Origin of the sequence: Copranaerobaculum intestinale (genome assembly GCF_009831105.1) — a bacterium.
Classification (GTDB): domain Bacteria; phylum Bacillota_I; class Bacilli_A; order Erysipelotrichales; family Erysipelotrichaceae; genus Copranaerobaculum; species Copranaerobaculum intestinale.
Genome location: NZ_WUUQ01000002.1, coordinates 96255 through 116882 on the forward strand (window position 1 = coordinate 96255; position 20628 = coordinate 116882).

At 42.6% G+C, this 20628-nt stretch carries 21 protein-coding genes, 1 tRNA gene and 2 other annotated features; of the genes, 14 read left to right on the top strand and 8 right to left on the bottom strand.

The window, feature by feature from the left end:
• The first annotated feature begins 74 nt into the window (after positions 1 to 74).
• Positions 75 to 277, top strand: a binding site (T-box leader).
• Positions 278 to 317: 40 nt separating this feature from the next.
• The 5 genes from thrS to GSF08_RS05315 all read left to right on the top strand — a co-directional run bounded on the left by thrS (position 318) and on the right by GSF08_RS05315 (position 6092).
• Complete coding sequence (gene thrS / locus GSF08_RS05295) at positions 318 to 2048, top strand: threonine--tRNA ligase (RefSeq protein ID WP_249805926.1); 1731 nt, start codon at positions 318 to 320, stop codon at positions 2046 to 2048.
• A complete protein-coding gene (locus tag GSF08_RS05300) occupies positions 2045 to 2974 on the top strand; it encodes a hypothetical protein (protein ID WP_160624805.1) in 930 nt (309 codons plus the stop codon). The genes thrS and GSF08_RS05300 overlap by 4 nt, the downstream gene beginning before the upstream one ends.
• Positions 2975 to 3055: 81 nt before the next feature.
• On the top strand, positions 3056 to 3784 hold the full coding sequence (locus GSF08_RS05305) for an ABC transporter permease (protein ID WP_160624806.1): 729 nt from the start codon (positions 3056 to 3058) through the stop codon (positions 3782 to 3784).
• Positions 3785 to 4069: 285 nt separating this feature from the next.
• Entirely contained in the window at positions 4070 to 5155 is a 1086-nt protein-coding gene (locus tag GSF08_RS05310) for a PfkB family carbohydrate kinase (RefSeq protein ID WP_160624807.1), read from the top strand.
• Between the two features lie 13 nt (positions 5156 to 5168).
• The gene (locus tag GSF08_RS05315; RefSeq protein ID WP_160624808.1) at positions 5169 to 6092 is read left to right on the top strand and encodes a pseudouridine-5'-phosphate glycosidase; all 924 of its coding nucleotides are present in this window, start codon (positions 5169 to 5171) and stop codon (positions 6090 to 6092) included.
• A gap of 13 nt (positions 6093 to 6105) precedes the next feature.
• On the opposite strand, the gene dcd is transcribed toward GSF08_RS05315, so the two are convergent.
• The 3 genes from dcd to GSF08_RS05330 all read right to left on the bottom strand — a co-directional run bounded on the left by dcd (position 6106) and on the right by GSF08_RS05330 (position 7797).
• Positions 6106 to 6660 (bottom strand): dCTP deaminase, encoded by a 555-nt coding sequence (gene dcd / locus GSF08_RS05320; protein WP_160624809.1) that lies wholly within the window; start codon positions 6658 to 6660, stop codon positions 6106 to 6108.
• 71 nt (positions 6661 to 6731) lie between these two features.
• Positions 6732 to 6808: transfer RNA gene (locus GSF08_RS05325), tRNA-Pro, on the bottom strand.
• Between the two features lie 164 nt (positions 6809 to 6972).
• A complete protein-coding gene (locus GSF08_RS05330; RefSeq protein WP_347337984.1) occupies positions 6973 to 7797 on the bottom strand; it encodes an alpha/beta hydrolase in 825 nt (274 codons plus the stop codon).
• A 92-nt stretch (positions 7798 to 7889) separates the two neighbouring features.
• Between GSF08_RS05330 and GSF08_RS05335 the strand changes: the two genes are divergently transcribed.
• Positions 7890 to 8705: an amidohydrolase family protein gene (locus GSF08_RS05335; protein ID WP_160624811.1), complete on the top strand. Its 816-nt coding sequence runs from the start codon at positions 7890 to 7892 to the stop codon at positions 8703 to 8705.
• Positions 8706 to 8768: 63 nt separating this feature from the next.
• Positions 8769 to 9239 carry a DUF4352 domain-containing protein gene (locus tag GSF08_RS05340; protein WP_160624812.1) on the top strand — a complete coding sequence of 157 codons (471 nt, stop codon included), beginning with the start codon at positions 8769 to 8771 and terminating at the stop codon, positions 9237 to 9239.
• Between the two features lie 42 nt (positions 9240 to 9281).
• Here the strand turns inward: GSF08_RS05340 and mscL are convergent, their stop codons facing one another.
• A complete protein-coding gene (gene mscL, locus GSF08_RS05345) occupies positions 9282 to 9755 on the bottom strand; it encodes a large conductance mechanosensitive channel protein MscL (RefSeq protein WP_160624813.1) in 474 nt (157 codons plus the stop codon).
• On the bottom strand, positions 9752 to 10585 hold the full coding sequence (locus GSF08_RS05350; protein ID WP_160624814.1) for a MerR family transcriptional regulator: 834 nt from the start codon (positions 10583 to 10585) through the stop codon (positions 9752 to 9754). Before GSF08_RS05350 ends, mscL begins: the two co-directional genes overlap by 4 nt.
• Positions 10586 to 10678: 93 nt before the next feature.
• Here GSF08_RS05350 and GSF08_RS05355 point away from each other — a divergent pair, with 93 nt between their 5' ends.
• The 6 genes from GSF08_RS05355 (at position 10679) to GSF08_RS05380 (ending at position 16692) form a co-directional block, all read left to right on the top strand.
• Positions 10679 to 12013, top strand: coding sequence for an MATE family efflux transporter (locus tag GSF08_RS05355; protein ID WP_160624815.1), 1335 nt, complete (start codon positions 10679 to 10681; stop codon positions 12011 to 12013).
• A gap of 74 nt (positions 12014 to 12087) precedes the next feature.
• Positions 12088 to 12339, top strand: a binding site (T-box leader).
• Positions 12340 to 12435: 96 nt separating this feature from the next.
• Positions 12436 to 13467 carry a methionine ABC transporter ATP-binding protein gene (locus GSF08_RS05360; protein ID WP_160624816.1) on the top strand — a complete coding sequence of 344 codons (1032 nt, stop codon included), beginning with the start codon at positions 12436 to 12438 and terminating at the stop codon, positions 13465 to 13467.
• A complete protein-coding gene (locus tag GSF08_RS05365; RefSeq protein WP_160624817.1) occupies positions 13464 to 14144 on the top strand; it encodes a methionine ABC transporter permease in 681 nt (226 codons plus the stop codon). Before GSF08_RS05360 ends, GSF08_RS05365 begins: the two co-directional genes overlap by 4 nt.
• A gap of 20 nt (positions 14145 to 14164) precedes the next feature.
• On the top strand, positions 14165 to 14986 hold the full coding sequence (locus tag GSF08_RS05370) for a MetQ/NlpA family ABC transporter substrate-binding protein (protein ID WP_160624818.1): 822 nt from the start codon (positions 14165 to 14167) through the stop codon (positions 14984 to 14986).
• A gap of 116 nt (positions 14987 to 15102) precedes the next feature.
• The gene (locus GSF08_RS05375; RefSeq protein WP_160624819.1) at positions 15103 to 15945 is read left to right on the top strand and encodes a hypothetical protein; all 843 of its coding nucleotides are present in this window, start codon (positions 15103 to 15105) and stop codon (positions 15943 to 15945) included.
• 21 nt (positions 15946 to 15966) lie between these two features.
• Positions 15967 to 16692: an NAD-dependent protein deacylase gene (locus GSF08_RS05380; RefSeq protein ID WP_160624820.1), complete on the top strand. Its 726-nt coding sequence runs from the start codon at positions 15967 to 15969 to the stop codon at positions 16690 to 16692.
• A 12-nt stretch (positions 16693 to 16704) separates the two neighbouring features.
• Here GSF08_RS05380 and GSF08_RS05385 read toward each other — a convergent pair whose 3' ends face one another.
• Both GSF08_RS05385 and GSF08_RS05390 read right to left on the bottom strand, forming a co-directional pair.
• On the bottom strand, positions 16705 to 17502 hold the full coding sequence (locus GSF08_RS05385; protein WP_160624821.1) for a PHP domain-containing protein: 798 nt from the start codon (positions 17500 to 17502) through the stop codon (positions 16705 to 16707).
• A gap of 47 nt (positions 17503 to 17549) precedes the next feature.
• The gene (locus GSF08_RS05390; protein ID WP_160624822.1) at positions 17550 to 18842 is read right to left on the bottom strand and encodes a DNA recombination protein RmuC; all 1293 of its coding nucleotides are present in this window, start codon (positions 18840 to 18842) and stop codon (positions 17550 to 17552) included.
• Positions 18843 to 19064: 222 nt separating this feature from the next.
• Between GSF08_RS05390 and GSF08_RS05395 the strand changes: the two genes are divergently transcribed.
• Positions 19065 to 19292 (top strand): hypothetical protein, encoded by a 228-nt coding sequence (locus GSF08_RS05395; RefSeq protein WP_160624823.1) that lies wholly within the window; start codon positions 19065 to 19067, stop codon positions 19290 to 19292.
• Between the two features lie 115 nt (positions 19293 to 19407).
• On the opposite strand, the gene GSF08_RS05400 is transcribed toward GSF08_RS05395, so the two are convergent.
• A complete protein-coding gene (locus GSF08_RS05400) occupies positions 19408 to 20565 on the bottom strand; it encodes an N-acetylglucosamine-6-phosphate deacetylase (RefSeq protein WP_160624824.1) in 1158 nt (385 codons plus the stop codon).
• Between the last annotated feature and the right edge of the window lie 63 nt (positions 20566 to 20628).

Sequence of the window (20628 nt, forward strand, 5' to 3'; positions counted from 1 at the left end):
TGCTTGGGAATTTATGGAAGATGAGAGCATTCAAAGCAGTTGACAAAGCGTGAGCTTTGGTGTATAAATAGCGTAGTAAAACATCGAAAAGGATACGGCAGTCAAATCCTTGATGCAGAGAGAAAGTCGGCTGGTGAAAGGCTTTTGAAAAGCTTGGCTGTCACTACCTTGGAGTTGTCCCCGAAAGGGTGTACCGTAAATCGGCGTTAACGATGCAGAGGGCATATGAGATTTCATATGAACAAAGGTGGTACCGCGTAAGACCGACGTCCTTTGGGATTCGGTCTTTTTTATATGCAAAAGAAAGGATAATGAGTATGATTGACATTAAGCAAGATGAGTATTTAAGCAAACTGAATCACTCCTGTGCACATATGATGGCACAGGCCGTCAAACGCCTGTATCCACAGGCTCAATTTTGGGTAGGACCGGTCATTTCCGATGGATTTTATTACGATATTGATCTTGGGGATGAAGTAATCCGTGATGAGGATCTGGCAAAGATCGAAAAGGAAATGAAGAAAATTGCCAAGGACGGCAAACGGATCATCCGTGAAGAAATTTCCAAGGCGGATGCTATGGAGATGTTTAAGGATGACAAATATAAGATTGAATTGATCAATGATCTGGAGGATGGAAGCATCACGATTTACCGTCAGGGAGAATTCGCTGATTTGTGTCGCGGACCGCATGTGGAAAGTGTAAAGGAGCTGAAGAACTTCAAGCTGCTGAAGCATTCCGGCGCATACTGGAAGGGCGATGCCAACAATAAAATGCTGCAGCGTATTTATGGAATCTGTTTTGCGACAAAAGAAGATCTGGAAGCACATTTGCAGATGTTGGAAGAGGCGAAGAAGCGCGATCATAAGAAACTGGGACGTGAACTGGGTATTTTTATGATGAGCGAATACGCGCCCGGTATGCCGTTTATGCTTCCCAACGGCATGATCATTCGCAATTTGCTGGAACAGATGTGGTACGAAGAACATACAAAAGCTGGCTATCAGTTTATTAAATCACCGATCATGATGAGCCGTGAATTGTGGGAATACAGCGGTCATTGGGATAACTATAAGGAAAATATGTATGTATCTGAGGTGGATGACCGTCAATTCGCAATCAAGCCGATGAATTGTCCGGGCTCTATGCTTGCTTATAAGAACGGACTGCATTCCTACAAGGATATGCCGCTTCGTATCGGTGAATTAGGCCAAGTACACCGCCATGAAGCCAGCGGAGCGCTGAATGGATTATTCCGAGTCCGTACCTTTACTCAGGATGATGCTCATATCTATATGCGTCCGGATCAGATCGAAAGTGAAGTGAAAAATGTCATCGACATGATTGATCATTTCTATTCCATTTTCGGTTTAACATACCGTATTGAGCTGAGTACGCGTCCTGAAGAGAAGTATATCGGTGATATTGAAACTTGGAACAAGAGTGAAGCGGCTTTGGCGCAAGCATGTGAGCATGCCGGTAAAACCTATAAAGTAAATCCGGGAGACGGAGCCTTCTATGGTCCTAAGCTGGATTTCCATATTCGTGATTCACTGGGAAGAGAGTGGCAGTGCGGTACGATTCAGTTGGATATGAATTTGCCGGAACGCTTTGATCTGACGTATGTGGAACAGGATGGAAGCAAAGTACGTCCGATCATGCTGCATCGAGTTGTATTTGGATCTGTTGAACGTTTCATCGGTATTTTGATTGAGCACTTTGCCGGAAAATTCCCATTATGGCTGGCACCTCAGCAGATTGTCGTTGTTCCTGTGCATCATGAACGGCACGCAGACTATGCTCAAAAGGTTCAGGAACAGCTGACAGCGGCAGGGTTTCGAAGCAAAGTGGATGCCCGCAATGAAAAATTGGGTTATCGAATCCGGGAAGCACAGCTTCATAAAATTCCGGTTCAGTTGGTTGTCGGCGATGGAGAAAAGGATGAAAATACAGCTACTTTGAGAAGATTGGGAAGTAATGATTCAGAAACATTAAATATTTGTGATATAATAGCAGTGTTGCAAAAGGAAGTTGAGGAGAAACGATGAAAAAAAGTAAAGCTTTTGCTGCCATTGCTGCTGCGGCGTTGCTGCTGACAGGATGTGCGACAACGGGAAATTCAGATACGCCAAGCGATAAAGTTGATGTGTTGGTGCCAAAGGGGGCAACGGCATTATCCTTACTGAATGTGTATCAAGATAAACATGTAAAAGTAAATATTGTAGAAGGTACGGATATTCTGACGTCAGAAATGGCAAAAGAGGATTCGAAATTTGATATTATCATCGCGCCGATTAATCTGGGAGCGAAAATGATTGAAAAAGGCAATGATGCCTATATGCTTCACTCTGTCCTTACATGGGGTAATCTATATGTAGTAGGCAGTGACGGCGCACTTTCTCAGGATGGAGAAATGGCCGCATTCGGTGAAAATGCCGTTCCTCAGAAGGTTTTTGAAAATGCTTTGGATGTAAATTCCATTACACCGAAAATCACGTATTTCAATGCGGTTGGCGATGCTCAGGCAGAAATGCTGAGCGGTAAAGCGAATGTCGCACTGTTGGCTGAGCCTGCCGCTACCGCAACGATTGCCAAGGGCAAAGAATCCGGCAAGGATTTTAAAGTGCTGGCTGATTTACAGAAAGAATATGCAGCCAAGAATAAAACCGAGCACAACGGTTATCCGCAGGCAGCGATCTTTGTGAAAAAAGGCCGGGTTAAGAGTGCCGAATATGTGATTAAAAAAGTAGAAAAGTTCACATCAAAAACCGTAAAGAAAAATCCTGATGAAATTGCGAAGCAGGTGAAAAAAGTCGGAGCGAAAAAGCTGGGTGTTCCTAATGAAAAAATGGCACAGAACACTTGGAGTAAGCTGAATATACATGTTGTCAAGGCGAAGGATGCAAAAAATGATGTAAAAGCATTCCTGAAACTGTTTAATATTAAATTCTCAGATGAGATGTTAAGTAAATAAGCTGTCTTCGGACAGCTTTATTTGTATCTTAATTTCTATTGAAACAGAAGAATGTTATAATAAAGCACAGGAGATGGTGTCATGAAGCGAAGCAGCCGTTACGGTTCAATAATCCTTTTGCTGATCGTATGGTATGTAATTGCGATTCAGCTGAATAATGAATTTCGTTTACCGAATCCCGCTGATGTGGGGATGCGGATGATGCAGCAGTTGACATCACCGGAGTTTTTCAATGCGGTATCGATTACGCTGATTCGTTCGCTAGTTGGACTTGCTGTCGCCTTTGTGCTGGCGATGCTGTTAGCATTGCTTTCCAGCTATCATCCGCTCGCACGGGAAATGCTTTCACCGATTATATTGGTGACCAAGAGCATTCCGAATATTTCATATATCATCCTAGTATTGATTTGGTTTGGTCGGGAGATCAGCGCGATTATCATAACCTTTTTGATTCTCTTTCCCGCTTTTTATTCTGCCTTTTTAGAAGGACTGCTGTCCATGGATGATAAGCTGAAACGGGTTATGCGTCTTTATAAAGAAAAAACGTTACGAGAAATACGAATGGTAAGACTGCCGATGCTTCGTCCTTTTATTCGGGGATCGCTGTTGAGCGGGATTGGACTAGCCTTTAAGGTAGGGGTGATGGCAGAAATTCTCGGTCAGGTTTCTTATGGAATTGGTCGGGAGCTTCAGTATTGCCGCACTGATTTGGATATGGTAGGCATTTTTGCTTGGACTGGATGGATTATCTTTATCTTGATTATTTTGGATTGGGTAATCGGTAAATTTTTTGATGCAACAGAGGTATAAGTATCGCACACTAGCGATACTTTTTTATTAAGGGTATAAGAATCGTTTCGATCATGTTCATGCATTGTTTTTTTCCAAGAATTGAATGTACGTTTGATCATGTCCTACTCCCGCTTTATTCATTTATTTATCACTCATTAATATAGGATTTTTATATCAAAAAACGATGAACTACAGGAGATTATAAAATTATCTGTTTTTAGTATTGACTTTCATTAAATGATTGTCTATATTATAAGCATAAGATTATTAGTATAAACATATGATTATTGAGAGGAGTTCGTTATGACAGACAGAGAACGGCAGATACTTGCCTGGATCGAAGAGAATCCAATGATTTCTCAGCAGGAACTCGCTTCCCTGGCCGGTATCACAAGGTCGTCGGTCGCTGTGCATATTTCACGGCTTATGAAGCAGGGATTGATACAGGGCAAAGGTTATATTATTCAAAAAGATCCGTATATGGTCGTTGTTGGCGGGGCAAACATGGATATCTCAGGTCGGCCGTATAAGAAATTGATTTATCAGGATTCCAATCCTGGCTGTACCCATTTATCGCACGGTGGAGTTGGACGCAATATCGCTCATAACCTGGCGCTGCTCGGTGAGGATGTCAAACTGCTGACAGCATTTGGTGAAGACGATTACGCTTCTATGATTTCTGAGGGCTGCCGCAATGCGGGAATTGATATCTCCTATGCGGTAACGATTCCTCAGGCAAAAACCTCAACGTATCTCTTTATCGCTGATGAGCAAGGGGATATGGTGCTTGCGGTATCCGATATGGATATTTATCAGCACATTACACCGGAATTAATCGCTGGAAAACAGCGGTTGATTGACGGAGCCAGCGTTTTGATAGCCGATACGAATATTTCTCGTGAATCATTACATTATTTGGCGGAAAACTGTCCGTGCCCGCTGTTTATTGATCCGGTATCAACGACAAAGGCGAGAAAACTGGAGGGGATGCTTTCTCATATTCATACCCTGAAACCAAATCGGATCGAAGCCGAGCTACTCAGCGGCATTCCCATTAAATGTGAGGCGGATCTGAAAAAAGCAGCAGATAAGCTTTTGGAGGAGGGAATTCAGCAAGTATTCATCTCATTGGGTGCAGATGGTGTCTACTGTGCTGATCGTAAGGAGCATATCCATTTGAAAGCGCCGAAACAGGAAATTGTGAATACGACCGGCGCCGGCGACAGCTTCATGGCAGCCTTGGCATGGGGATGGAAACAGGGCTACTCGCTGTTGGATCAAGCACGTGCCGGTATGAGCGCTGCATCAATCTGCATTCAGGATGAAGCGACGATCTCATCAAAATTAAATCAGGAATCAATCTTAGAAACCATGAAGGTTCATAAATAAAGGAGCGAATAACATGAAGAATTTAGAACAGTATTTAGAAGTATCGGCAGAAGTAAAACAGGCATTGGCTGAAGGGAAACCAGTCGTAGCGCTGGAATCCACAATTATTTCACACGGCATGCCTTATCCTCAAAATGTCGAAACCGCATTGAATGTGGAAAAAGTCGTACGTGAAAACGGTGCGGTGCCGGCGACGATTGCGATCATCCAGGGTAAACTGAAAGTCGGCATTTCAAAGGATGAAATTGATTACATCGGTAAAAAGGGTTTGCAGGTGATCAAGGCCAGCCGCCGTGATTTGCCGGTGCTGTGTGCTCGTAAGGAAGACGGAGCGACTACAGTAGCGGCTACAATGATTCTTGCCCACATGGCCGGCATTTCTGTCTTTGCAACCGGTGGTGTTGGCGGGGTTCACCGCGGGGCTGAAACAACAATGGATATCTCCGCTGATTTGGAGGAGTTATCAGAAACTCCGGTCATGGTAGTATGTGCCGGCGCCAAATCGATTCTGGACTTAGGTTTAACGATGGAATACCTGGAAACAAAGGGTGTTGCCGTATTCGGATATCAAACTGATGAGCTGCCTGCTTTCTATACGCGTAAGAGCGGCTTTAAAGTTGATTATCGTATGGATACCCCGGAAGAACTGGCTCGAGTATTCCACGTCAAGGAACAGTTAGGGATGCGCGGCGGTATGCTGGTAACCAATCCGATTCCAGAAGAATATGCAATGGATCATGATTACATTAGCAAATCGATTGAAGAAGCAGTAGAAGAAGCGAATCGTCTTGGTATCAAAGGAAAAGAAACAACGCCGTTCTTGCTGGATAAGATTCAGAAGATTACCGGCGGAACTTCGCTGGAAGCGAATATCCAGCTGGTATATAACAATGCCCGATTAGCTTCCGCAATCGCAGCGGATTTATCAAAATGTTAAAAAAATCCTGTCGTTAACCGACAGAATTTTTTTTTGTGATTTCTTGGTCCAGATAGACACGGGAACCGGTAGCGCCCTTTTGCCCCTGATACTTTCCCCGATAGGGATGCAAAGCCGCTTCATCCATTTGCGCAAACACCAGCTGCCCGACTCTGCGTCCGGCATGAAGCTTGATGGCACAGCGGTTGGCATTGAACAGCTCCAATGTAATCTCGCCTTCAAATCCAGGATCGACCCAACCGGCATTTTGAATGAACAGCCCCATGCGTCCCAAAGAGCTGCGGCCTTCCACAAAAGCAGTCAGATTATCCGGAAGCTTTATGTATTCTCGGGTCGTAGCCAATACAAATTGACCGGGCAGCAGGATATATGTATCAGACTTCATTCTTTTATAGGTAATTTCTTGTTCCAGATCAATCACCCCATCAGTAGAATCCTCAACAATACTAAAGGTATTTCCCAGGCGTATATCGACGCTAGCAGGCTGAATTTGTTCTTCATCGATCGGTGTAATCACAAGCCTTTGGTTTTGCATCATACAATGAATCGTCTTATCAGATAAAATCATAACTGTACCTCACTGAATAATTATATTATATCATATAAAAAGCCGGTCCTGATGACCGGCAATTTTATCAATGGTCGGGATGACAGGATTTGAACCTGCGACCCCTTACTCCCGAAGCAAGTGCACTACCAAGCTGTGCTACATCCCGATGACCACTACTAATTTTAGCAGTTTATTTGAAAATTTCAATCTCTTTTTATCTTTTTTATGATACAGTTCAGTATATGTGCCCAAAATGGAAGTATGCTCGGTGTTTTTTGAATGTTTTATCGGCTTGCCGAAATTGTTAAGCCTTATAAAAAAGCCGGTTTATTAATCACCGGCTTTGGCTTCGCTGACCGCATCATCAGGTTCTTCATCATCAGGATATAGTTGCTTTTTTAATTCATCGAGATAATCCGGAGAATGAAGCTTAGGTTCTTTTGGAAGCAGTATCCCATTAAAGAATAAACGAATCAGCTGATACACCTCCCAGCTCACTTTTTCATCCATCAATAAACGATGATGTCCTTCATGAAGGATGATCAGACGCTTTTGATCATGGGGGATCTTGTCGTATGCCTGGGTCGAACTGCGCAGCGGAATTACCTCATCCTCATCACCATGCAGTATCAGTACCGGGCAATGCACTTCACTGATACAGTGCTTTAATTCCTTGACCGTATTAGAAAATGCCGCATAAAATGATTTCGGCAGCTCAATATCATTCTTTTCTTTTTTATCATTGAGCAGCAGGGCCGAAGCGCCCTTTGTAATCATGGATGTGATATTTTCAACGTGCAGATAGTTAAAGGCAGGAGCGATCAGCACCAGCCGTTCTACCGGACATACCGAGGCCAAATATGATGCGATGACTCCGCCCATTGAAAATCCTACCATATAAATTCTGCGATTCTGCATGATATAATAGTCAACCTTGGCCTTTGCCCGATTTACCCATTTCATCCAATCACAGTCTTTTTCATCAAATATATCAAATAGATCGAACTGGATGATATCCAGTCCATCCTCCTTGCCCCACAGCGCTAGATTGTCTAATTCATGCATTCTGCGTCGGCCATAACCATGTACGGTAATAATGACCGGAGCCTCTTCATGCTTCTGCGGATTCAGCCATTTTTTGAATATTTCTAACACTCGCATCACCTCTTTTTTCATTATACCATGCCAACTGTGCACAAAGGAAAAAATGATTAGAAGTTTTATCGTTCATACCGTATAATGAAGGTATGGAAAAACATCGCTATGAACACGCTTATTATTCATCAAAAGCAACCCTGCTGATCCGCCATATTCATTGTTTATATACAATGGAAGAAAAGAATGGAAAACCCATTCTTTTTCGGGATGCTTTTTTGGCGGTGCACCATGATTTTATCATGGCGATGGGTTCAGGCGATGGTCTTGTATACTGTGATAAGGATACAAAGATCATTGATGCTTACGATGCTTGTGTAGTTCCTGGATTCATCGATGCCGGTTTTCATTTTCTCTCATTAAAAGCCGCAGCACATGATACGGATCATGAACTACTGATGCAGGCACGCAGGATCCTCGCTGCCATGACCGCCGGCGGTACGACGACGATCGGTCTGCTGCCCTATGAAGATAAGGAACTGCAGAAACGGATGAGCAGAGTATATGAGTCGCTGCGAAAACTGCATGAGGTTACACTGATGGATGCTCCTGCGCAAATGGATACCTTGCTTTGTCATAATTCTCATGGATTAAGTCCTAAAAACCAGCCATTTTGTATCAGTGCTGGAACCCATGGTATCATAAATGATCTGTTTCTGGCTGCCAAGCTGTATTATCATCGAACTCGGCAAAATCCTTATGAAATAGTAAAAGCAATCACTGCATACCCGGCAGCAGCGCTGCGAATCGAAAATGAGCGGGGTACCCTAAAGCCGGACTTGCAGGCAGATTTTGTAATGCTTCAATGTCCTGATCTGGAAACTGCTTTCTCAGCGTTGGCTCCCTCCTTGATAGCGCGAGTTTACCGCGAAGGCAACTGTATCTGGGAAGGAAGACTTCATCAATGACAAAGCTCGACTTTTCTTGCATGTGGTAATTGTTATGATTATCTATATGTGAGGAGTGAGAATATGGAAATCGTAAAAAAAGATACCAATAAAAAAAGCAGTATCGTACTCATCCCCGATCATTGTCCTAATCCGGCGATGATCAATGAATTCCAAACTGCTTTTTTTACGTTTCGTGTAAATCGTCTGGAGCTGGTCGAGAAAGAACTTTGCGGCTATGAAATCAGTCCTGAAGCGCAGTATTTGGTTGCGGATATAGCCATTCGAAATAATACCAATGAAATCTTAAGCATGTTTAAAGGTGATTTTCTCATTGCCTTTGACAAAGAGGCGCCGTTTGAAGCAGAAGATTATTTCGGAGTTGATCATCAGCTGCCCAATGAATATGCGTTAAAGCCAAACGAAAAAATTAGCGGAAAATTAGTCTATATCATTGCCAGAGGTGCTTCGAAGATCAGCATTCGCTACACCGAGTATTTCGAAGATGATACGCAAGGTAAGACCTATCGCCTGAAATACCGTTTAAAAGAATAAAAAAAGGTATGCCTGATACCTTTTATGAGCTGACAAGTTCTGTCAGCTTTTTTCATTTTCTTCCAGAAGAGACGTACAGTGCGGGCAGCGAGTAGCGTCGATCGCGATTTCACTTTTACAGAAGGGACAGATTTTACTTTGCGGGATTGCAGCTTCTGCGGCTTTTTTGATACGGGTGTGATTAATCAGAGTATTCATTGTTTTCACCAGCAAAAAGATCACAAAAGCCATAATCAGAAAGTTGATGACGGCGGTTAAAAAGGTTCCATAATTCAGGGTGGCAACGCCGGCAGCTTTCGCCGCATTCAGGGTTTCATAATGTTTGCCGTCAAAAGCCAAAAACCAGTTGTTGAAATCAATGCCTCCGGTAATCAAAGAAATAATCGGCATAATCACATCATCCACCAGTGAGGCGATAATTTTCTGGAAGGCGCCGCCGATGATGACCGCAACTGCCAAGTCAAGGACATTGCCTCGTAATATAAACGCTTTAAATTCTTCAAGAAATTTTTTCATATACTTTCTCCTTTATTTAGTTCTAAGGTAATTTCGGTTACATATTCAGCACTGTTACTGACAGTATACATATCAGAAATGGAAAATTCATAGGCGGGCCCTTTTACGGTATATCCATGATCCTCAATATATTGAAGCAAAAGCTGATAAGGCTTGGAAAAATCCTCATAATTGCCTTTAAAATAAATACATACGTAATCACCGGCAGGAATGGTTCGATAAAAGGGATCTTTCATAGGCTTATCAATAAGCGTAAAGATTGAGGCGTTTATATCCGGAAGTCCGTTTTTAATATTTTGCAGCGTGGTAGTGCTGCCCAACTGATAGTTAAAATCAATATTTTGCTTGCGCAGATACATCATCAGCTTTTTGATTGAAATGTTGAACTGCAGTAAATCACCCGGCTGCTCCATCGGTATTTCAATCACATGACGGAGCGGAAAGTGATGAATGAACGGAACGTCGAACACAAATTCCTCCTGTGCGTAATCTCGAAATACCGCCAGCTTGTTGGTAATTTTATCTTTGGTGCGTTTGAGGGAACGGATTTTCTCATCGATACGTTTTTGCTGCTGTTCAAATAGCTCAATGCTGGAAGAAACCGTTCGTTTTTTTAGATAATCCTGAATCTGCTTGAGCGGTACGCCCAAATCCTTCAGTAAAAGAATTACATCAAGAATTGCAAATTCATCCATGGAATAATAGCGGTAATTGTTGCTTGGGTCTACTTTGTACGGTTTTAATAGACCAATTGTATCATAATAGATCAGGGTCTGCTTTGATATGTGATGAATTTTGGCAGTATCGCCGATTGAAAATACGGTTTTCATAAGTCACCTCTAATTTTTTTGCTTGACATTATAGTTACTATATCCTTTATTATAGGACAGGATAGATGTAATAGCAAGAAAGGAAGGGATAAAATGAATATGGACTATGCTGTGAAATGGACTTACGGCAAGTTTTTCAAATTCGTATTTCCATCTATTTTAACCATGATCTGTATCTCCTTTTATTCGGTAGTTGATAGCTTTTTCGTTGCCAAATTTGTTTCAACGAATGCGATGGCTTCGGTTAATATCGTATTGCCGTATACCAATCTGGTATGGGGATTAGCGGTCATGCTGGCAGCGGGATCAAGCGCTATCGTCGGCATTCGCTTGGGCGAGAAGAAAACTGAGGAAGCAAATCGGCTGTTCAGCTTTATGGCCTTCTTCATGCTTTGTGTGAGCGTGATCCTGGCGGTGATTTGTTTAATTTTTATGGATGACATCGTACGGCTGCTGGGTGCCAGTGAGCTTTTGTTTGATGATGCGAGGCTGTATATCTTTGTATTGATTATCACATCACCGATTCTGATGTTTAAATTATTCTTTGAATATTATGTCCGTTTGGACGGCAAGCCGAAGGTTGCGCTGGTTATGTCCTTTCTGGGACTGGCGCTGAATGTAGCGCTGGATTATATCATGGTAGAATCATTGGGATGGGGGGTCATGGGAGCCAGTATCGCAACGGCAACCTCTATTTTTGTTTCAATGCTGATCGGTATCTATTATTTCACGAAGGGTTCTTCCCATTTAAAATTCATGAAGTTTAAGAAAGATTTTGTATTTATTTGGCATTCAATCGTTAACGGCAGCAGTGAAATGCTGACGGAGATGTCCAGTGGTATCGTGACGATTCTCTTTAACTACTCAATTATGAGATACGCCGCAGAAGACGGGGTAGCGGCGATGGGCGTCATCATGAATATTTATTATTTCTTTATCAGTATCTATATGGGCATAACTTCCGGGTCACAACCGGTTATCTCTTATAACTATGGTGCGAAAAACATTACCAAGATGAAGGAAATCATGCGATACAGTATTATATCCATTGGTGTTAGCAGTATTCTGGTATTTCTGTGCGCTCAGGTTTTCGGCCATGGCATCATCAGCTGGTATGTCGGAAACAGTCCTCACGTGATTGCGCTGGCAGATCACGGCTTGAAAATTTTTGCTTTCTGTTTTCTGTTTATCGGCGTGAATTTATTTGTTTCCAATCTGTATACGGCAATTTCTCATGGTAAGGTAGCGGCCTTGATATCCATTTCCCGTACCATTTTGTTTGTGCTGGCCGCCTTAGCTATTTTGCCGAGGTTTATCGGCATTGACGGTATCTGGTCAGCAATTCCGCTTTCCGAGCTTGTAACCTTGTTTATGTCCGGTTATTTCATGATCCAGTTTCTGCGTATCCATGTGAAAGAAGAAGCGTAAAGAAACATTGTTTTCATGAAAACTTTATGAAAAGTCTTGACTTCATGAGTTTGTTACGATATGATTAATCACGTACAAAGACAAAGAAAAGAAGAGTAGGCAGGAAAACTTTTACAGAGAGTTCTTCATCGGTGAAAGAAGGATAAAGAGAATTACTGTTGAAAATGGTCTTGGAGTCGTATGGCTGAAAATGCAGTAGGTCATATCGGGAGCGCCCGTTACAGCGATAGAGTATAACTTGGAAACAGGCGTACTTGAAGAGTTCTGCACGAGTGATCGGCAGATAAACTAAGGTGGTAACACGAAGCAAAGCTTTCGTCCTTATGGATGAAAGCTTTTTTTATGAGAAAGGGAGTTGATGACAGTGAAAAGTCTGGTAGAATGGACGACAACACGAATGTGTCATGGATGGGAGGATATATATGATTAATTTGGAACATGTCAGTAAGACCTTTGATACTGCCTCCGGAAATGTCCATGCCGTCAAGGATGTATCGCTGCATATTGAACCGGGTGAAATATTCGGTATTATCGGATTCAGCGGTGCCGGTAAATCAACGCTGGTTCGCTGTATCAACTTGTTGGAGCGGCCGACATCCGGCCGTGTGATCGTAGACGGTCAGGACTTGCTGGAGCTGAATGAAAAGGAGCTACGCGCGGTCCGTAAAAAGATCGGTATGATCTTTCAGCATTTCAATCTGATGCAGTCGCGTACAGTTGCGCAGAATATTGCATTTCCGTTAAAGGGAAGCGGTCTTTCCAAAGCGGAGATTGCTCAAAAGATCGATTCACTGCTAGAGCTGGTTGATTTGAAGGATAAGGCAAACGCGTATCCCTCACAGCTAAGCGGCGGTCAAAAACAGCGGGTAGCAATCGCCAGGGCGATGGCAAATGATCCTAAAGTTCTGCTCTGTGATGAAGCGACAAGTGCGCTTGATCCGCAAACGACCCAATCGATCCTGAAGCTTTTGAAGGAAGTAAATGAGCGCATGGGGATCACGATTGTTTTGATCACACATGAAATGGCAGTTATCAAGGATGTCTGTCATAAGGTTGCGGTCATGGAAAACGGTTGTGTTGTGGAAACCGGAGAAATTGTGGAGGTTTTCACTCATACCAAGCATCAGGTTACGAAGAATTTCATCGAGACAACATCCAGTGTCAGCCGCATTCATGAGCTGATGGCACAGGATTCACCGATCTGCCGATTGAAAGCAGGGGAAGTGCTGGTGCAGTTGAAATACGATGCGAACAATGCGTCTGAGGCGTTAATATCGAAGATCTCCCGTGACTATCAGGTCGATACCAATATTATCTTCGGCAATATTGAAGTCATTCGACATACGCCGATCGGGGATCTGATCGTAATCTTCAGCGGAAGCAAAGAGGGGATTGATCAGGCAGTTGAATGTCTGAAAACAAATCATGTAAGTGTGGAGGTGCTTAAGCAATGATGACGTGGATCGAACAGAATTTACCGCATATTTACATTATTCTACCGGAGCTTCCGGAAAGCATTCTTCAAACCCTGCAGATGATCTTCATTCCCGGTGTGATTTCCTTTGTCTTCGGAATCTTTTTCGGGGTGATCCTCATCGTCACCCGCAAGGGCGGCATCCTGCAGAATAAATTGGTATTTTCCATTCTGGACAAGGTGATCAATCTGCTGCGCGCAGTTCCCTTTGTAATTTTGATGTCATTGCTTGATCCGGTATCAAGAGCCGTCATGGGAACTACCATTGGTGTAGATGGAGCTTACATCGCTTTGATCATTGGAACTGTACCATTCTTTGCCCGACAGATCGAAAGTGTATTAGCTGAGGTAAATTTCGGCTTAATCGAAGCAAGTCAGTCAATGGGAGCAAGCCCGAGGGAAATCATCTTTCGCGTTTATCTTCACGAGAGCATTCCCGGGATCACACGAGCTACGACGATTACGATTATCTCGCTTATCGGATTGACTGCCATCGCCGGTGCGATCGGTGCAGGCGGTCTTGGTGATATGGCTATCCGCTACGGATATAACCGTCATCAGATTGACGTCACATATGTAACGGTATTCCTGATTCTGATCATTATCAGTATTATCCAGGGTATCGGAGATTACATTATCAAGAAAACAACCCATTAAATAGGAAAGAGGAGAAAGTTATGAAAAAATTATTAACAACGATTACAGCTTTGGCATTATGCGCAGGACTCGCCGGATGCGGCTCCAATGATAAAAAAGACAACAACACAATTACGGTAGGTGCAACAACCGCGCCGCACGCTGTTATTTTGAAACATGTAAAAGCAGATTTAAAAGAGGCGGGATACACACTAAAAGTAAAAGAATTCTCTGATTATACAAAAATCAATGATGCGTTGAACGATGGCGATCTGGATGCAAATTTCTTCCAGCACAAGCCTTATTTGGACGGTTATAACAAAGACAGCGGAAACGATTTGATATCGGTTGGTGCTATTCATTTCGAGCCGTTAGGAATTTACGCGAATGATCCGGCTGGCAAGACAAGCCTTACCGTAGACGATGTAAAAGACGGTGATAAAATTGCAGTACCAAACGATGCGACCAACGAAGCACGTGCCCTGCTGCTGCTTGAAAAATGCGGCATTATCGAGCTTAAAAAGGGTGTAGGGGTGAATGCAACGAAATTGGATATCAAGACGTACAATAAAAAAATTGAGATTGTGGAATTGGATGCCGCAAAAGTACCGAGTGCGCTTCCTGATGTGGCATATGGTATTGTAAATGGTAACTATGCACTGGAAAACAACATTGCTGACAAAGTAATCACATCGGAAGATAAAAATGATACGGCAGCGAAAACGTATGCAAATATTATTGCAGTTCGTAAAGAGGACAAAAACAATAAAGCAGTAAAAGCACTTGTGAAAATATTGAAAAGCGATAAGACAAAGGCATATATAGAAAAGGAATTTAAGGGTGCTGTAGTACCTGCAAAATAAATATCAAAAGGAAGCATAATTGTGAAAGATTATGCTTCTTTTTTTGTATTTTTGGTGTTTTAGTGGTTTTATTTTCCATAAACCAGTATAATATTACTAACCTAAGGAGTGAAATCATGAACAAGTTCAAAGCTTATGTTCGTAAAAATATCGTGTTTGTGAGTATTTTATCGGTATTCCTGGTCATTATTTTAGGTATCGGGATTTTTTATATTACCCAAAATCAGGGAACGACGAAGCCGGCGAAGGATCCAACTGCGTCCGATAAGACTCCGGTAAAGAAAGAAACCAATATCTCCTCATTCAGCGGACATTTTAATGGAGAAGACAGTATTAACTTGATTTGGTCTGTTGATGAACAGAAAGCAAAAGTGCAGCGTTTGGAGCTGTACTACAATAAGAATATTCTGGCTGATGTCAGCAGTCTTTTGAGTTATGAGCTGCCGCTCAGTACGTATCAGTTAACAACCGGTACAAATAAATTTGTCTTGAAGGCATATCTCAGCGACGGTAAGGTTATTACAAAAGAAGCAGATGTAGCGGTGGATTATGTGTTGAGTCCTTCCAATACACTCACACCATCAGGGGACGGCTTTTTATTAAATTTTTCCTATAAGTTTGGCACTGCGAATCCGGTGGGTATTCCCTCTATATCCTATACGTATGGATCAAAGGGAAATGCAGCGGCCGCTAAGGTCGTATACCGTACAACGACAACGAATACTTTAGATTCGATTTTTACGCAGGCAAAAACAGAATATTTCTTAGATACCAGCAAATTGGCCGATGGTGATTATTCTCTCAACATTCGATATTTCTTTAAAAATGTAGATGAGAGTTATGATTTTACCATTGATTTCACGGTTAAGAAAAATAGTGGAGAACCAAATGGATCAGCAAATCCGCAGCCAAGTGAAACTCCAAGTGATGAAAATTCTAACACTGATGAGAATCAATAAATAATTGATAGGAGATTTTTCATGGAACCATATGCAATGTTGAAAAAAATAGTCGAAGCTGGAAATGTTGTTTTCTTCGGAGGAGCGGGAGTCAGCACAGAAAGCGGTATCCCTGATTTTCGCGGTGGTGATGGGATCTATCAGCAGCGTCAGTACGGCATGTCTGCAGAAGAGCTTGTTTCTTCCGATACCTTTTGGAAAAATCCAGGATTATTTTATCGGTTCTATTTTGACAAAATGGTTTATCCGGAAGCAAAACCGAATGCGGCGCACCGAGCTTTGGCGAAAATGGAGCAGCTCGATTTATGCAAAGCGGTGATTACACAAAATATTGACGGTCTTCATCAGCTGGCTGGAAGCAGACGGGTACTGGAGCTGCACGGCTCTATCCATCAAAATACCTGTACCCAATGTCATCATCAATTCACATTATCGGATGTACTGAAACAGCAGCCGAATCAGCCGGTTTGTCCGCTGTGCGGCGGTTTGATCAAACCGGATGTTGTATTATATGGAGAGGCTTTGGATCAATCTGTCATGGAAGCGGCAGTACAGGCAATTATATCGGCAAATACCTTAATAATCGGCGGTACCTCGCTGGTAGTTTATCCGGCAGCTGGTCTGATACGATATTTTCGCGGTAAGAATTTAGTACTGATCAATAAGGCGGTGACCGATTATGACGATCAGGCTGATCTTGTTATTCATGAACCGATCGGGGAAGTGCTGGGCAGTATTATGCAATAAAAAATGCGGGATTTAAATCACCGCATTTTTTTGTATACGCTTCACCGCATCATTTATATAAAATCCAACATACTTTGGGAAATGCGCATCGCTGGCCGTAAGCAGCCGAACATGATAAGCGAGCAGGATGGTAAGGAATTCATCAGATAATCCTAAATCTTCATGATGATAGCGATAATAGCATCCCACGTTATTTTCAGTATACATATTATGTTCGCTGAGCAGCTTTGCAATTCTATGGTAAGTAGGATTCAAATCATAATCAGGAAGAATATGAAACATTTTGATGGTATCAGGATGGGCCAATCCTTGAAAGAGATCGCTTTTGATTAATTGTTCCATTTGGTGATAGTACTCCTGATAAATTTGATCGGCTGATCTCTGATCCCAAAGCAAACGTTTTGAAAAGCCGGCGTTATCATAGGCGATGTGATTTACAAAATGAATGCTGCCGACTGCAAAATCATAGGGAAACTCATGCAGCATGGTTTCAATAAATCTCTCTTTTTCATGAAAATAACAAACTTCCAATCCAAATCGGATAGTAATGGGGAAGATCTCTTGTCTCATTTTGGTAATGAATTTTTGATAATCGCGTATCGATATTTTCTTTTCTTTGCGGTACCAATTATCCTGCGCGGTATCAATACCCAAAATTTGCTCATATAACGGTGCCCATTCCAAAAAGCGATGCGTGTGTTCTAAGATCATAATGGAGTCTAATCCTTGTTTCTGGGCAGTATCTACAAACTTCATCAATCCTGCTTTTGTATAAGGCTGTGATTCATAATGTATATGTGCATCTATCATACAGTTTCCTCCGATGAAAGAAAGTCTCATCAAAAATGAGACTTCATTTATGCTATTTCGTTTTGTGCTTCTTCACTTTCCATATCTTCATCTAAAGCAAGTAAATTTGAACTTTCCTCCAGTTCGAGCTCTTCTACCTTTTTAAGTTTCTTCTGAATCATGCGATTTCGATGCTGAGCTGTTTCCAGGGTCTTTCCGGCTTCTTCTATTTTCTTGTGGGCTTTTTCCAATAAAGTACCAAACTGGTTGTATTGTGACTTAGCAGCGCCAAGAATTTTCCAAACCTCATTGGCTTTCTGGTTAATTGCCATCGTTTTGTATCCCATTGACAAGGAGTTCAAGAGGGCATTGATCGTTGAGGGTCCGGCGATCATGACATGATAGTCCCGTTGGATTTTTTCCGGCAAACCGCTGCGAGATGAGATGATTTCCGCATAAAGTCCTTCCGTTGCCAAATACATAATGGCAAACGGGGTAGTATTAGGTACATGAATATACCCAGAGACTGCCTTAGCTTCATCCTTTACCCGGTTTTCCAACGCTTTGCGGGCCGCCTCCAGTGCCGTGGAATCACCATGATCGGCCGCATCACAAAGCCGAACGTAATCTTCCATCGGGAATTTTGAGTCGACCGGCAGCCAGGAATAGGGCGTTTCCTTGTCTCCAGTTGGAATTTTAATTGCGAATTCAACCCGTTCCTGCGAATTCTTTTTGGTCGCTACATTCTTTTCATACATATTGGGAATGGTCTGATCAAGTAAAGCTTCCAGCTGAACCTCAGCCCAGGTGCCGCGTGCCTTTACATTCGTAAGCACTCGATTCAAGGAGGTAACGTTATCGGTAACTCCGGCTGACAGCTCCTTCATTTCACCGAGCGACTTATAGACATTCTCAAGCTGAGTGGACACCGTTTTAAAGGAGCTGTCCAGACGGGTTGTCAGCGTTGATGTCAGTTTTTCATCAACTGTTTCGCGCATTTGATCCAGCTTTTTCTCGTTGCTGTCCTGCAGCCGGTGTAAGGTCGTAGAGACTGTCTGCATCATCTTATTTTGCTGTTCCAAATTGTTTGTGGTTAATTTCTGCACATTCATATTCATTTCTTTCAGCAGGCTGGAGGTTTCATAGCGAAGGTCTTTTTGACCATCTACAATATCGCGTTTTAAACGATCCAGCTGTTTACCGTTTTCATTCTGCTGATCTTTTAGCTGCTGCTCCAAAAGACTGATCTTCGTTTCAAGCTTCTGTGTTTCTGATGTATTCGGTTTTCGAGTCAGAAGCAGGAAAGTCATGATCAGCGAAGCAGCACTTATCACAATACAAAGTATGAGTAAAAATTCCATTGTTTTTCTCCCTCTTTCGCTGCTTTATTATATCACATCTGTGAAGCTTTGAGCGAAATGGACACCGCGATAAATTCTGTAAATTCTAATTTTTTGTATAAACTCAGCAAAGCCCCAGGTAATCTTATACAATTTCCAGACTTCGGCCTAAATGGGCTTGCTTTTTTTACATACTTTATATTGAGATACACAAGAGATATCTCAGGAAAGGGAGGATTCGATATGTGTAACAGATGCAATTGTGGATGTGGCAGTAATCGTATGTGGGGAGGCTGCGGCTGCGGTACAAACCGATATGGTTATGAATACGGCTGTAACAACAGCTGCGGTGATTCTGCATGGTATGAAGCAGAACGCTTAATGCGTCGGGCTGAAATGCGCCGCTGCAGAGAAGATCGCTGTGCACGTGAATTTATTCGCTGCATGAGAAATACGCACTGCGGCTTCTAATTGCCCCTTTTATAAAAGCATCTTCCTCAGTGAAGATGCTTTTTTGATACTCTTACAGAAGTAATGGATATTTCGCTGCATACCATGTTTTCAAAACGTCAGTTGATCAGTAGATTTATGCTTTGTAATAGGTATTTCCCTTGATGATCGTCTGTAATACATGATAGTCTTGATCCATGATTGTGAAATCAGCACGACGGCCAACCTCAATCTTTCCGCGGTCTGTGATGCCAAGACACTTTGCAGGATTTTCACTGTATATGGATCCAATTTCTTCCATGCTTAATCCGATTTTTTCTTTGGCGGCGCGCATGATTTCGTTCCATACCATATTGCCGCCTAGCAGCATGCCGTTGTTATCGGTAACAGTATTGCCTTTTACATTGATTTCACCAAAGAAAGGGTTCTTGTGCTTTCCTTCCGGAAGTCCAGAAAAGCTGGTCATATCCGTAATTCCATAGATATGATCCAATCCTTTTACCCGTATCGCCAGCCGAATCCAATCGGCGCCGACATGCATGCCGTCGCAGGTAAGCTGAGCGTTGATGCGATCATCCAAGAGCGTTCCGATTCCTGGGCCATTGATTCGATGGTGCATTGGCTGGTAGCCGTTATACAAATGGGAGGCTTGCGTCAATCCATGATCCGCTGCGTCACGCACTTGATCACTGGTAGCCTGAGTGTAGCAAATTTCCGCTTTGACGCCTTGCTTCGTAACCCAATCGATCCATTCGATAGCACCGGGAAGTTCCGGAGCGATACAGATCAGCATGACGTCACTTAGGTCACCGTCGGTCATTGCCATCGTATGTTCCTTGCTAGGATTCACTTGATACTTTGGCATATTAGAGGCTGTCTGCTTTGGATTCATATAAGGTCCTTCATAATGAATCTGAAAAGGATCAGCCCCCACGATATCTTTTCTGACTTTACGAATCAGCCGGGTAGATTTTATTAAGGATTCCAAAGGTGTACTGCCGTCAAACGTAGGAAGACAGGAAGTAACGCCGCTATAAGGAAGTCTGCGGCAGATTTCGCGCACTTGTTCTTCACCGTTACTGAAATCTACATTTTCACTTTCATAAAAGGAATACGTATAGCCGCCGTGGATATGGGTATCGATCATCCCAGCATATAAGTACATACCGTTAGCGTCAATGAAATGATCATCCTGTATCTTGGTATCGACCTTAGTGATGATTCCGTCTTGATATTGGACTTCCAAATTTTGAAATTTACCGTCGAGAAATACTTTAGCATTTGTGATTTTCATAATGTATCCTTTCCTCCGCCATTAGGCTATATGCTTTCTTTACGTACATTGTAAGGAAGGATT

Coding starts and splice junctions, on each gene's coding strand:
- thrS (WP_249805926.1), top strand. CDS start 318: ATGATTGACATTAAGCAAGATGAGTATTTAAGCAAACTGAATCACTCC.
- GSF08_RS05300 (WP_160624805.1), top strand. CDS start 2,045: ATGAAAAAAAGTAAAGCTTTTGCTGCCATTGCTGCTGCGGCGTTGCTG.
- GSF08_RS05305 (WP_160624806.1), top strand. CDS start 3,056: ATGAAGCGAAGCAGCCGTTACGGTTCAATAATCCTTTTGCTGATCGTA.
- GSF08_RS05310 (WP_160624807.1), top strand. CDS start 4,070: ATGACAGACAGAGAACGGCAGATACTTGCCTGGATCGAAGAGAATCCA.
- GSF08_RS05315 (WP_160624808.1), top strand. CDS start 5,169: ATGAAGAATTTAGAACAGTATTTAGAAGTATCGGCAGAAGTAAAACAG.
- dcd (WP_160624809.1), bottom strand. CDS start 6,660: ATGATTTTATCTGATAAGACGATTCATTGTATGATGCAAAACCAAAGG.
- GSF08_RS05335 (WP_160624811.1), top strand. CDS start 7,890: ATGGAAAAACATCGCTATGAACACGCTTATTATTCATCAAAAGCAACC.
- GSF08_RS05340 (WP_160624812.1), top strand. CDS start 8,769: ATGGAAATCGTAAAAAAAGATACCAATAAAAAAAGCAGTATCGTACTC.
- mscL (WP_160624813.1), bottom strand. CDS start 9,755: ATGAAAAAATTTCTTGAAGAATTTAAAGCGTTTATATTACGAGGCAAT.
- GSF08_RS05350 (WP_160624814.1), bottom strand. CDS start 10,585: ATGAAAACCGTATTTTCAATCGGCGATACTGCCAAAATTCATCACATA.
- GSF08_RS05355 (WP_160624815.1), top strand. CDS start 10,679: ATGAATATGGACTATGCTGTGAAATGGACTTACGGCAAGTTTTTCAAA.
- GSF08_RS05360 (WP_160624816.1), top strand. CDS start 12,436: ATGATTAATTTGGAACATGTCAGTAAGACCTTTGATACTGCCTCCGGA.
- GSF08_RS05365 (WP_160624817.1), top strand. CDS start 13,464: ATGATGACGTGGATCGAACAGAATTTACCGCATATTTACATTATTCTA.
- GSF08_RS05370 (WP_160624818.1), top strand. CDS start 14,165: ATGAAAAAATTATTAACAACGATTACAGCTTTGGCATTATGCGCAGGA.
- GSF08_RS05375 (WP_160624819.1), top strand. CDS start 15,103: ATGAACAAGTTCAAAGCTTATGTTCGTAAAAATATCGTGTTTGTGAGT.
- GSF08_RS05380 (WP_160624820.1), top strand. CDS start 15,967: ATGGAACCATATGCAATGTTGAAAAAAATAGTCGAAGCTGGAAATGTT.
- GSF08_RS05385 (WP_160624821.1), bottom strand. CDS start 17,502: ATGATAGATGCACATATACATTATGAATCACAGCCTTATACAAAAGCA.
- GSF08_RS05390 (WP_160624822.1), bottom strand. CDS start 18,842: ATGGAATTTTTACTCATACTTTGTATTGTGATAAGTGCTGCTTCGCTG.
- GSF08_RS05395 (WP_160624823.1), top strand. CDS start 19,065: ATGTGTAACAGATGCAATTGTGGATGTGGCAGTAATCGTATGTGGGGA.
- GSF08_RS05400 (WP_160624824.1), bottom strand. CDS start 20,565: ATGAAAATCACAAATGCTAAAGTATTTCTCGACGGTAAATTTCAAAAT.